Annotated in this window: 11 protein-coding genes; 8 read left to right on the top strand and 3 right to left on the bottom strand. The window is 69.8% G+C overall.

Annotation, left to right across the window (positions count from 1 at the left end):
• Nucleotides 1-58 precede the first annotated feature (58 nt).
• Nucleotides 59-1,153: a radical SAM protein gene (locus tag CRYAR_RS33435; protein ID WP_084701278.1), complete on the bottom strand. Its 1,095-nt coding sequence runs from the start codon at nt 1,151-1,153 to the stop codon at nt 59-61.
• Nucleotides 1,154-1,350: 197 nt separating this feature from the next.
• Nucleotides 1,351-1,791 carry a hypothetical protein gene (locus CRYAR_RS33430; protein ID WP_035857179.1) on the bottom strand — a complete coding sequence of 147 codons (441 nt, stop codon included), beginning with the start codon at nt 1,789-1,791 and terminating at the stop codon, nt 1,351-1,353.
• A gap of 178 nt (nt 1,792-1,969) precedes the next feature.
• Here CRYAR_RS33430 and serA point away from each other — a divergent pair, with 178 nt between their 5' ends.
• The 8 genes from serA to CRYAR_RS33390 all read left to right on the top strand — a co-directional run bounded on the left by serA (nt 1,970) and on the right by CRYAR_RS33390 (nt 11,674).
• Nucleotides 1,970-3,565 carry a phosphoglycerate dehydrogenase gene (gene serA / locus CRYAR_RS33425; RefSeq protein WP_035857178.1) on the top strand — a complete coding sequence of 532 codons (1,596 nt, stop codon included), beginning with the start codon at nt 1,970-1,972 and terminating at the stop codon, nt 3,563-3,565.
• Between the two features lie 44 nt (nt 3,566-3,609).
• On the top strand, nt 3,610-4,641 hold the full coding sequence (locus CRYAR_RS33420; protein WP_035857177.1) for a 3-isopropylmalate dehydrogenase: 1,032 nt from the start codon (nt 3,610-3,612) through the stop codon (nt 4,639-4,641).
• Nucleotides 4,642-4,788: 147 nt separating this feature from the next.
• Nucleotides 4,789-5,877 carry a branched-chain amino acid aminotransferase gene (locus CRYAR_RS33415; RefSeq protein ID WP_035857176.1) on the top strand — a complete coding sequence of 363 codons (1,089 nt, stop codon included), beginning with the start codon at nt 4,789-4,791 and terminating at the stop codon, nt 5,875-5,877.
• Between the two features lie 30 nt (nt 5,878-5,907).
• Nucleotides 5,908-7,275, top strand: a complete 1,368-nt coding sequence (locus CRYAR_RS33410; protein WP_051571280.1) for a DUF2252 domain-containing protein — start codon at nt 5,908-5,910, stop codon at nt 7,273-7,275.
• A gap of 41 nt (nt 7,276-7,316) precedes the next feature.
• Nucleotides 7,317-8,075, top strand: coding sequence for a FadR/GntR family transcriptional regulator (locus CRYAR_RS33405; protein ID WP_211247765.1), 759 nt, complete (start codon nt 7,317-7,319; stop codon nt 8,073-8,075).
• Nucleotides 8,076-8,172: 97 nt separating this feature from the next.
• Nucleotides 8,173-9,513, top strand: coding sequence for a glutamine synthetase family protein (locus CRYAR_RS33400; protein WP_035857175.1), 1,341 nt, complete (start codon nt 8,173-8,175; stop codon nt 9,511-9,513).
• Between the two features lie 10 nt (nt 9,514-9,523).
• Nucleotides 9,524-10,909, top strand: coding sequence for an aldehyde dehydrogenase family protein (locus tag CRYAR_RS33395; RefSeq protein ID WP_245620549.1), 1,386 nt, complete (start codon nt 9,524-9,526; stop codon nt 10,907-10,909).
• Nucleotides 10,910-11,674, top strand: coding sequence for a 3-oxoacyl-ACP reductase (locus tag CRYAR_RS33390; RefSeq protein WP_035857174.1), 765 nt, complete (start codon nt 10,910-10,912; stop codon nt 11,672-11,674). It abuts the gene before it with no gap.
• Here CRYAR_RS33390 and CRYAR_RS33385 read toward each other — a convergent pair.
• Nucleotides 11,671-12,282 (bottom strand): Uma2 family endonuclease, encoded by a 612-nt coding sequence (locus CRYAR_RS33385; RefSeq protein ID WP_084702018.1) that lies wholly within the window; start codon nt 12,280-12,282, stop codon nt 11,671-11,673. The genes CRYAR_RS33390 and CRYAR_RS33385 overlap by 4 nt on opposite strands.
• Nucleotides 12,283-12,335: the final 53 nt, after the last annotated feature.

Below are 12,335 nucleotides of genomic sequence, written 5' to 3'. Positions count from 1 at the left end.
CTCTTTCGCGACAGGATCAGCATTCTCGGCCCGGCATCATCACGCTTCATGTGCGGACTCAGTCGGCCGTCCGCACTCTCACGGCTTCCAGCGGTATCAGCGGGCGCTCCGGTTTCCATTGCGGCGCCGGGCTGACCACCGGACCGGGAGTCGACCAGTTCAGCCGGGCCGGGCAGGAAGCGACACCGTGATCGTCCATCATGCGCGGATACAGTTCTCGCCGCCGGGCGACGACTCCGAGCAGGCCGCCTTCCTCCGGGTACCAATTCCCGAGGTACTCGTCGGCGAAATTGCACACCAGGGCCTCGCCGCCGGGCTCACAGTAGATCTTCGCGACGTTCGCGCAATCCTTGACCGTGAACTCCAACTGCCGGGCCGGCGGATAGCACGAGGTGGTGAGTTCCGGGCCGCCCGTGTCCAGTTCCTCGTACAGCTCCATCATGATGTCGGCGAAGCGGTCGTACAGAGCGCTGGGACGCAGGCTCAGTTCGTTCTGTGCCTGTGCGGCGTAGCCGGAGGGAATCCAGGGCTTGATCTGGACGACGTCGACCCCGAGATCGCGCATGACCCGGTAGATCGCGGCGGCCTCGTCGGCGTTGTGCTGACCCATGCCGATGCGCACGAAAACCCAGAGACCAGCCTCTTTGGCCTTGCCGATGTTCTCCAGGAGCTGTTTCGTGTCGTTGGGTTTCGCCCCCTTCATGAGGGCCATCAACCGGTCTTCCTGCATGGTGTTGTAGGTGACCTTGACGCCGGTCAGCCCGATCGCGGTGAGCCGGGCGATGCGGTCGCGGGTGAGCAGCGTTCCGTTGGTCACCAGCCGAGTCGTCAGACCCCTGCTCGCCAACGGGCCGAAGACTTCCTCGACCAGGTCCATGGCCATGAGCGGCTCACCGCCGGTGCCGTAGATGGCTTCCGGCTTTTCCGGTTCGTCCGGCGACTCGGACCACTCGATGACCGAACGGACGAAGCGCTCGGTGTCGATCGGGTTGAGTCGTTTTCCGATGTGGTCCTCGTTGACGCAGAAAATGCAGGAGCGGTTGCAACCGTCCAACAATTTGACTTCGACGCCGTCGACCGGAAGGTAATTGGAGAGGTTCGTTTGCGGGAAGTTTTGCACCCTGAATTTGCGGTAGGGGTCAGTCGAATTCATGTTTCCCCTTGGTCATGAATCGAGTGAAATTCCCCCCCAAACCTGACCGAAGTAGACTCACACAGTCCTGAATGGATGTCAAGGAAAATGTGTCGGGTCGAATACGAAGAGTAATGTCAGCGTTTTGACTTGGGTGCGTCGAAAAGCCCGTGCTGCTCGGGGTGTCCCATTCCTGCGCTGCTTATCGTGAGCCCGGTTCAGCCGGCCGTGCGGGTCCGGTGGAGGACCACCAGGGTGACGCCACCGAGAGCGGTCAGGGCGATCGCGCCGGCGCCGGTCGGGTCGAGGATGCCGTCGGCGCCGCGGGTGAGGGCGCCCACGGCGGGCCAGCCCGCGATGACCACGGTGCAGAGACCTGCCGTCATGAGGCGGCGCGGCTGCTCTTCCTCGCCGTAGAACGCGTGTTTCCACGCGCCTCGGGCGCCGACGGCGGCGATCGCCGCCAACAACAGAACGCCGACGACGACGATGCCCAGCGCGACACCGTCGCCCCAGGTGACCGGCGGCGAGCCGGTGAAGGCCGGAAGCACGAAGGCCACCGCCACTCCGGTCCAGCCGAGCGACAACACCGCGCCGAGCAGCCCGGCGGCCGCCCACCCCCGGTTGGTGGTCTCGCGGCGCACGCTGTCCTGGGTCACTTCTCGATTGTGCCTGGCGCACGCGACGAACCCCCGCGTTCCGGACGGCGGGTTGAACTGCTGTTGCTGATCTGACGTCTGTTCCACGTGCGCTGGTGACCGTCGTCACGAAGCGACGTGTGACCAGCCGACACACCTACTATCGGGATCGCGCACCGAAGCCCGGGAGGACCGTGACGTGCCCCAGCCTGTCGTCCTCGTCGCCGAGGAACTCGCTCCGTCCGCGCTCGACGTGCTCGCCCGGGACTTCGAAGTACGCCATGTGGACGGCGCCGACCGGGCCGCGCTGATCCCGGCGCTGGCCGAGGCGGACGCGATCCTGGTCCGCAGCGCCACCCAGGTCGACGCGACCGCGCTGGCCGCCGCGCCGCGCTTGAAGGTCGTCGCCCGGGCCGGGGTCGGCCTCGACAACGTCGACGTGCCCGCTGCCACCGCCCGCGGCGTGATGGTGGTCAACGCTCCGACGTCGAACATCGTCTCGGCCGCCGAGCAGGCGATCGCGCTGCTGCTGGCCTGCGCCCGCAACGTCGCCCCGGCGCACGCCGCGCTGCGCGACGGCCAGTGGAAGCGGTCCCGGTACACCGGCGTCGAGCTGGCCGACAAGACGATCGGCGTCGTCGGGCTGGGGCGCATCGGGGTGCTGTTCGCCCAGCGGATGGCCGCGTTCGGCACCCGGTTGATCGCCTACGACCCGTACGTGCAGCCCACGCGGGCCGCGCAGATCGGCGTCCGGCTGGTGAGCCTGGAGGAGCTGCTCGCCGAGAGCGACTTCATCTCGATCCACCTGCCCAAGACCGCGGAGACGCTCGGCCTGATCGGCGAGAAGGAGCTGCGCCTGGTCAAGCCGTCGGTGCGCATCGTGAACGCCGCCCGGGGCGGGTTGGTCGACGAGCAGGCCCTGTACGCGGCGCTGAAGGAGGGTCGCGTCGCCGGCGCGGGCCTGGACGTCTACGCGAAGGAACCCTGCACCGACTCGCCACTGTTCGGGCTGGAGAACGTGGTCGCGACGCCGCACCTCGGAGCGTCCACCGTGGAAGCGCAGGACAAGGCCGGCCTCGCGGTCGCGCGGAGCGTCCGGCTGGCGCTGCACGGCGAGTTCGTCCCGGACGCGGTGAACGTGCAGGCCGGTGGCGTGGTGGCCGAGGAGGTGCGGCCGTCGCTGCCGCTGGCCGAGAAGCTCGGGCGCGTGTTCACGGCGTTGGCCAGCGGTCTCGCCCGGTCGATCACCGTCGACGTCCGCGGTGACATCGCCGAGTACGACGTCAGCGTGCTGGAGCTGGCCGCGCTCAAGGGCGTCTTCGCGGACATCGTCGAGGAGTCGGTGACGTTCGTGAACGCGCCGCTGCTGGCCAAGGAACGCGGGGTCGAGGTGGGGCTCACGACGTCGGAGGAGAGCGCGGAGTACCGCAACCTCGTCACGGTGTCGGGGGTGCTCGCCGACGGGCGGACGCTGTCGGTGTCCGGGACGCTGGCCGGACCTCGGGGCGCGCAGAAGATCACCAGCATCGACACGTTCGACATCGACCTCGTACCCAACGGCAACCTGTTGTTCCTGCAGTACAGCGACCGTCCGGGCGTGGTCGGGACGCTCGGGGTGCTGCTCGGCGACGCGGGCGTCAACATCGCCGGAATGCAGGTCGCCCGGGCGCTGTCCGGAGCGGAGTCGCTGATGGCGCTCGCCGTCGACCAGGCGGTTCCGGCCGACCTTCTGCAGCGGCTCGCCGCCGCGATCGGAGCGCACGCGGCCAATACGGTCGACCTGTCCGGAGTCTGAGACGTGGGTACCGATCCGTGGGAACGCTCGGCTAGGGTGACGCCATGAGCACGAACCTCGCGGTGATCGGCGGAGACGGTATCGGGCCCGAGGTGGTGGCCGAGGGGCTGAAGGTGCTCGGCGCCGTGCTCCCCGGCGTGAACACCACCGAGTACGACCTCGGTGCGCGTCGCTACCACGCGACCGGCGAGGTCCTGCCCGACTCGGTGCAGGACGAACTGTCCCGGCACGACGCGATCCTGCTCGGCGCCGTCGGCGACCCGGGCGTTCCGCCGGGTGTGCTCGAGCGGGGACTGCTGCTCAAGCTGCGCTTCGCGTTCGACCACTACGTGAACCTGCGCCCGGCGCGGCTCTACGAGGGCGTGACGAGCCCGCTGGCCGGCGTGAAGCCCGGCGACATCGACTTCGTCGTGGTCCGTGAGGGCACCGAGGGTCTCTACGTCGGCGCCGGCGGTGTGCTCGCCAAGGGCACGGCCCGCGAGGTCGCCACCGAGGAGAGCCTCAACTCGCGCAGCGGCGTCGAGCGCGTGATCCGCGACGCCTACACCAGGGCGCAGAGCCGCCCGCGCCGCCACCTGACGCTCGTCCACAAGCAGAACGTGCTGGTCAACGCCGGGAACCTGTGGTCGCGGACGTTCGCCGAGGTGGGCAAGGAGTTCCCCGACGTCGCCACCGACTACCAGCACGTCGACGCCGCGAGCATGTTCTTCGTGACCCAGCCGCAGCGCTTCGACGTGGTCGTCACCGACAACCTGTTCGGCGACATCCTCACCGACATCGCGGCCGCGATCAGCGGCGGCATCGGGTTGGCCGCCAGCGGCAACATCAACCCGACGAAGGAATTCCCGTCGATGTTCGAGCCGGTGCACGGCTCCGCACCCGACATCACCGGCAAGGGCGTCGCCGACCCGACCGCGACGATCCTGTCGGTCGCCCTGCTGCTCGACCACCTGGGCCACCCCGACGCCGCCGCCCGGGTGGAACGCGCCGTCGCCGACGACCTGGCCGCGCGCGAGCCGGGCGTACCCGTCCGGACCTCCGAGGTGGGCGACCGGATCGCCGAGCGGGTGAGCTAGCCCCAACCCGTCCGAAGGCCCGGTCACCGCCAGCGCGGTGACCGGGCCTTCGTCGTTCCCGACGAACCCGGCCGCGTGAACTGCCGGTAAATTCACCCTCAGCCCCGCCCGTGGCCGGGCTGACCCCAGCGATGCGGAAGGACCCTCATGAGCGGCACCCTGGATTTCGAGATCGTCCCGGCCACGAACCCGCGTACCGATGACGAGCGCGCCGCGCTGATGGCCGACCCGGGCTTCGGCCGGATCTTCACCGACCACATGGTGACGATCAAGTACGCCGACGGTAAGGGCTGGTACGACGCGCAGCTGCAGCCGTACGGGCCGATCAGCCTCGACCCGGCCACCTCCGCGCTGCACTACGGCCAGGAGATCTTCGAGGGTCTGAAGGTCTACCGCCACCCCGACGGCAGCCTCGGCCTGTTCCGGCCGGAGCAGAACGCCCGCCGGTTCAACCGGTCGGCCGCGCGCCTGGCGATGCCGCCGCTTCCCGAGGAGCTGTTCCTGGAGTCGATCCGGCTGCTCGTCCAGCACGACGAGAAGTGGGTGCCCAGCGCGCCCGAGACCAGCCTCTACCTGCGGCCGTTCATGTTCTCGACCGACCCGTACCTGGGCGTCCGCCCGGCGCTGGAGTACCTCTACGTGCTGATCGCGTCCCCGGTCGGCGCGTACTTCCCGCGCGGGGTGCAGCCGGTGAGCGTCTGGCTCTCCACCGACTACACCCGGGCCGCGCCCGGTGGCACCGGCGAGGCGAAGTGCGCGGGCAACTACGCCGCCAGCCTGGTCGCCCAGGCCCAGGCCGCCGCGCAGGGCTGCGACCAGGTGGTGTGGCTCGACGCGATCGAGCACAAGTACATCGAGGAGATGGGCGGGATGAACCTGTACTTCGTCCTCGACGGCACCACGCTCGTCACGCCCGAGCTCAACGGTTCGCTGCTGCCCGGCGTCACCCGGGACAGCATTCTGCAGTTGGCCGGTGAACTGGGCCTCAGCACCGAGGTGCGGCGCATCTCCACCGACGAGTGGCGCGAGACCGCCGCGAACGGGCGGATGTCCGAGGCGTTCGCGTGCGGCACCGCGGCCGTGATCACGCCGGTCGGCACCGTGAAGGGCAGCGACGGCGAGTTCCAGGTCGCCGACGGCGGTCCCGGCGAGGTCACGATGAAGCTGCGTGCCGCGCTGCTCGACCTCCAGCACGGCCGTACCGAGGACACGCACGGCTGGATCACGACCCTGTAAAGGTTGGCCCGTGCGGTCTATTCTGCGCGCATGAGCGACACTCCGGCTACGGCGCTGGTCGAAGCCATCGCGGCCCGCCCCGCGGACGAACGGTCCGACCAGCTGATCACGATCCTGGTCGACACGTTCGAGCCGCTGATCGAGGCCGCGCCGGCCGCCTTCCGGACCAAGTTCCGGAAGATGGCCGCCGACCCGTTCGCGTTCTACCGTGGCAGCGCGTGCATCTTCTACGCCGACGTCACGGACCCGCGGATCGACATCGAGGACCCGTGGACCGACGAGCGGAGTCGGCGGGTCTGGATCCAGGGCGATCTGCACTGCCAGAACTTCGGCACGTACATGGACTCGTCCGGGGTGCTGGTGTTCGACGTCAACGACTACGACGAGGCCTACGTCGGCCACTACACCTGGGACCTGCAGCGCCTGGCGGCCAGCCTCGCGCTGCTGGGCTTCGGGAAAGCGTTGTCGGACGGCACGATCGAGCGGATGATCCGTACGGTCTCCGACGCCTACCTGCGCACCGTGCGGCGCTTCCACGAGCACGCCGGTGACGAGGAGTTCCGGCTGACGCTCGACAGCGCCAGCGGCGTGCTGCGTGACGTCCTGCTCGACTCGCGGATGCAGACCCGGATCGCGCTCCTGCAGCGCACCACGACGATCCGCAACGCCGACCGGGTGTTCCGGGACGGCCCGGGCGTCCGGCCGCTCGAGTCGACCGAGAAGGCCCTGGTGGAGGGCGCGTTCCGCAAGTACCTGGAGACGATCCCGGAGGGCAAGCGCAAGGACGTCTCCAGCTACGTCGTGAAGGACATCGTCGGGCGCTCCGGGTTCGGTATCGGCTCGGCCGGGCTGCCCGCCTACAACCTGCTCGTCGAGGGCGCGACGCAGGCGCTGGAGAACGACGTCGTGCTCTCGATGAAGCAGGGCAACGTCGCCGCGCCGAGCCGGGTGATCGACGACCCGGAGATCAAGGGCTACTTCCAGCACCACGGCCACCGCACGGTGGTGTCGCAGCGGGCGCTGCAGGCGCACGCCGACCCCTGGCTGGGCTGGACCGAGATCGACGGCGTGGGCCAGGTCGTGCAGGAGTTGTCGCCGTACGAGAACGACATCGACTGGGCCGACGTGAACGAGCCCGACGACATCATGCCGCTGCTCGACCAGCTGGGGCAGGCCGTCGCGAAGGTGCACTGCGTGTCCGACGCCGACAGCGAGCAGAGCCTGGTGAAGTTCCAGACCGAGGACGCGATCGTGGCCGCGGTCGGCGACCGGGACCAGGAGTTCGCGGCCGATCTGGTCGCGTTCGGCCTGGGCTACGCGCGCCAGGTCCGCGACGATCACCGGCACTTCGTCGACGCGTTCCGCAACGGCCGCATCCCGGGCGTGGACGGAGGCTGACCATCCCCGCCCCCGCGCCGCCCCCGGAGCGAGATCCGGCCGTGTCCGGGGCGGATCCCGCGCCGTTCCCGGATCCGGCCGTGTCCGGGGCGGAGGCCGCGCTCGCGCGGACGCTGTTCCGGCCGGTCCGGGACGGCAACCCGTTCGAGGTGGCGGTCGAGCGGCTGGCCACCGCGATCCGCCTGGGGGCGGTGACCGAGCGGCTCCCACCGGAACGCGAGCTGGCCGCGATGCTCGGCGTCAGCCGGATGACGCTGCGGGACGCGCTGGCCGCGCTGGCCGACGCGGGCTTCGTGACCTCACGCCGGGGGCGCGGGGGCGGAACATTCGTCTGCGACCGCAGGCCCAGCGGCGGGGACGCCCAGGCGGTCGCGCGCTCGATGGGGGAGGCGCTCACGCACGCGCTGGACTACCGGCGGATCATCGAGCCCGGCGCGGCGGCGCTCGCGGCCTCCACCGACCTGTCCGCCGCCGCGCACGACCACCTGCGGGCGTGCCTCGCCGAAGCCACCGAGGCCCCCGACGACGGGTTCCGGCGCCGCGCCGACTCCCGCTTCCACCTGGCGATCGCGAGCGTCACCGGCAACGAACCGCTGATCACGGCGGTGGCCGACGTGCAGGCGCGGCTCTCCGGCCTGCTCGAGCTGATCCCGGTGCTGCGCACGAACATCGCGCACTCCGACGCCCAGCACGCCGACGTGGTCGCGGCGATCGCGGCCGGCGACCCCGCCCGCGCCGACACCGTCATGCGCGAACATTGCGACGCGACCGCCGCTCTGTTGCGAGGGTTCCTGCGGTGAGCGTGTTGCGTCGACGTAAAGGTCTGAACGTGGACCATTGCGCGGACGGCACACAAGTCCTACGTTGCGCAGCAACGACCGAAATCCGGAGGTGGGCATGGCGGGCCGGTTGGACCTCGAGCAGCTCCGCATCGAGATCGCGGACGGAAGCATCGACACCGTGGTTCTCGGCTTCACCGACATGCAGGGCCGCCTGCAAGGAAAACGGCTCGACGCGGGGTACTTCCTGAGCGACGTGCTCGGGCACGCCGCCGAGGGGTGCAACTACCTGCTCGCGGTGGACGTCGACATGAACACGGTCGACGGGTACGCGATGAGCTCGTGGTCGTCGGGGTACGGCGACTTCGTCCTGCAGCCCGACCTCTCGACGCTGCACCGCATCCCCTGGCACCCGGGCAGCGTCGGCCTGCTCGCCGACCTGGAGTGGCTCGACGGGAAGCCGGTCGTGGCGTCGCCCCGGCAGATCCTGGGGCGCCAGACCGCGCGCCTGGCCGAGCACGGCTGGAAGGCCTACGCCGGCACCGAACTCGAGTTCATCGTGTTCAAGGACTCCTACGAGCAGGCCTGGAACGCCGGTTACCGGAACCTGACCCCGGCCAACCAGTACAACGTCGACTATTCGCTGCTCGGCACCGCGCGCATCGAGCCGTTACTCCGCCGGATCCGGCTCGCGATGACCGGCGCCGGGCTGACCGTCGAGTCGGCGAAGGGCGAGTGCAACCCCGGGCAGCACGAGATCGCGTTCAAGTACGACGAGGTGACCGCCGCGTGCGACCACCACGTGATCTACAAGAACGGCGCGAAGGAGATCGCGGCCCAGGAGAACGTCAGCCTGACGTTCATGGCGAAGGTGAACGAGCGCGAAGGCAACTCGTGCCACATCCACCTGTCGCTGCGCGGCCTCGACGGTTCCGCGGTCTTCGCCGACGACGACACGCTGTTCCAGCGTTTCCTCGCGGGGCAGCTGAAGTACATGCGTGAGCTGACGCTGATGTTCGCGCCGAACGTCAACTCGTACAAGCGGTACGCGGACGGGTCGTTCGCGCCGACGGCCGTGGCCTGGGGGCACGACAACCGCACGTGTTCGCTGCGGGTGGTCGGGCACGGGCACGGGCTGCGCTTCGAGAACCGGGTGCCGGGCGCGGACGTGAACCCGTACCTGGCGTCGGCCGCGATCGTCGCGGCGGGGCTGGCCGGTGTCGAGGAGGAGCTGGAGCTCGAGCCCGAACTGGTCGGCAACGCGTACACGTCGGACGCACCCCGGGTGCCGAAGACGCTGCGCGAGGCACGCGAGCTGTTCGCCGCGTCCGCCCTGGCCCGGAAAGCGTTCGGCGACGAGGTCGTCGATCACTACCTCAACGCCGCGGACGTCGAGCTGGCCGCGTTCGACGCCGCGGTCACCGACTGGGAGCTGCGCCGCGGCTTCGAGCGTCTCTAGGAGCGTTTGCGTGAGCACCAACACGCTGGATTTCGCCGGCGAGCACGAGGTCGTCAACCCGGCCACGGCGGAGACCGTCACGACCGTTCAGCTGGCGTCGGTCGCGGACACGGACGCGGCGGTCGCCCGGGCCCGCGCGGCCTGGCCGGCCTGGCGGGACGTGACCCCGGCCGACCGGGCGCGGCTGCTGCGCCGGTTCGCCGCGGTCGTGGACACGCACATCGAGGAACTCGCCGCGCTGGAGGTGGCGAACGCCGGCCACCCGATCGGCTCGGCCCGGTGGGAAGCCGGGAACGTCCGTGACGTCCTCGAGTACTTCGCCGGCGCGCCCGAGCGGAACTTCGGCCGGCAGATCCCGGTCGCGGGCGGCGTGAACGTCACGTTCCACGAACCGCTAGGCGTGGTCGGGATCATCGTGCCGTGGAACTTCCCGATGCCGATCGCGGGCTGGGGGTTCGCGCCCGCGCTGGCGGCGGGGAACACGGTGGTGCTCAAACCCGCGGAGCTGACGCCGCTGACCGCGATCCGGCTCGGGGAACTGGCTCTGGAGGCCGGTATCCCCGAGGGCGTGTTCACCGTGCTGCCCGGCGCGGGCCGGGTGGTGGGGGAGCGGCTGCTGACGCACCCCGACGTCGCGAAGATCGTGTTCACCGGCTCCACCGCGGTGGGGCAGCACGTGATGGCCACCTGCGCCGTGTCGATCAAGCGGGTGACGCTCGAGCTCGGCGGGAAGTCCGCGAACATCGTGTTCGCCGACGCCGACCTGGAGCGGGCGGCCACCGCGGCGCCGGGGGGCGTGTTCGACAACGCGGGGCAGGACTGCTGCGCGCGGTCGCGGATCCTGGTGCAGCGCTCGGTGTTCGACGAGTTCCTCGCGCTCCTGGAGCCCGCGGTGCGGGCGTTCCGGGTCGGCGATCCGCTGGCGCCGGACACCGACATGGGACCGCTGGTGAGCGCGGCGCAGCTCGCCCGTGTCGCGGGTTACGTGGCCGAGGCCCCGGTGGCCTTCGCCGGTGAGGCGCCCTCCGGGCCGGGCTTCTGGTTCCCGCCGACCGTGGTGCTGCCGGCCTCGGCGGACGATCGGATCGTGACCGAGGAGGTGTTCGGTCCGGTCGTCGCCGTGCTCCCGTTCGACGACGAGGCCGACGCGGTGCGCATCGCCAACGACACGCTCTACGGGCTGTCGGGTTCGATCTGGACCCGGGACGTCGGCCGGGCGCTGCGGGTCGCGCGCGGCGTCGAGGCGGGCAACCTGAGCGTCAACTCGAACTCCTCGGTGCGCTACTCGACGCCGTTCGGCGGCTTCAAGCGCTCCGGGCTGGGGCGGGAACTCGGACCGGACGCGCTCACCGCGTTCACCGAGGTCAAAAACGTGTTCATCGCGACGGAGGACTGAATGGAACGACTGCTTGACCGCGTGGCGATCGTCACCGGTGGGGGAAGCGGTATCGGGCTGGCGACCGTGCGGCGGTTCGCGTCCGAGGGCGCGCGGGTCGTGGTGGCGGACGTGGACCCGACCGCGGGGGAGGCGGCCGCCAAGGAGGTCGGCGGGACGTTCGTGCGTACCGACGTGACGTCCGAGGCCGACGTCGCGGCGATGGTGGCGGCGGCGGTCGACACGTACGGACGGCTGGACATCGCGTTCAACAACGCGGGCATCTCCCCGCCGGACGACGACTCGATCCTCACGACCGGGCTGGACGCCTGGCGCCGGGTGCAGGACGTGAACCTGACGTCGGTGTACCTGTGCTGCAAGGCGCAGATTCCGGTGATGCAGCGGCAGGGCAAGGGCTCGATCATCAACACCGCGTCGTTCGTGGCGAAGATGGGTGCCGCCACCTCGCAGATCTCCTACACCGCTTCGAAGGGCGGGGTGTTGGCGATGACGCGGGAGCTCGGGGTGCAGTTCGCGCGCGAGGGCATCCGGGTGAACTCGGTTTCACCCGGGCCGGTGGACACCCCGTTGCTGCGTGAGCTGTTCGCGTCCGATCCGGAGCGGGCCGCGCGGCGGATGGTGCACATCCCGATGGGGCGGTTCGCCGATGCGACCGAGATCGCGGCCGCGGTGGCGTTCCTGGCGTCGGACGATTCGTCGTTCATCACCGCGAGCGAGTTCCTGGTCGACGGCGGGATCAGCGGCGCCTACGTGACCCCCCTCTAGGGATACAGCCGGTCGACGTCGAGGAAGTGCGGGAACGGTTGGTCGAGGCGGATCTTTCCGCGCTCGACCGCCGTTTCGACATACGTGCCTCTACGGTCCAGTTCGAAGAGGTGAGCAACCGTCGCCCCGGCCTCGTCCTCAATGCGCCAGTACTGCGGAATGCCGGCGGCCGCGAACTTCTCCGGTTTGATGACTCGATCGCGGAGGACCGAGTCCGGCGAGACGACTTCGACTGCCAACGCGATGTCCGGGGGACAGCATGTCGTCGTACTCCGCTCGACAGCGAACCCCGGCCGCAGCACGACGATGTCGGGCTCCGGGCGATTGCGGTCATCGATGCGGACCGTCATCTCGGTGAGGACGCTCCACCCGGGCGGGGCGGCGAACTCGAGAAGGTTAGCGAGGCGCCGGATCACTACCGAGTGAAAAGCGCGCTGGGGGGACATCACGATAAGTGCTCCGTCGAGCACCTCACAGCGGCCGACCTCCTCGGGCACCAGGTCCAAGTCGTCGGCCGTCCATTGCCCCTGGGGAATGCGCATCCAGTCCGGGATGGCCTCGGCGCCCATGGCGGTTCCTTCCGACGGCGGTTCGTCCCCATCAGCCATGAACGTCACTGTGCCCGACGGCGGGGACCCGACGCCACGACCGTAGTACTCGT

The sequence above is a fragment of the Cryptosporangium arvum DSM 44712 genome, assembly GCF_000585375.1.
Taxonomy (GTDB): Bacteria; Actinomycetota; Actinomycetes; order Mycobacteriales; family Cryptosporangiaceae; genus Cryptosporangium; species Cryptosporangium arvum.
Note: the sequence above shows the minus strand (reverse complement) of the source record. Positions and strands in the feature narration are given on the sequence as shown.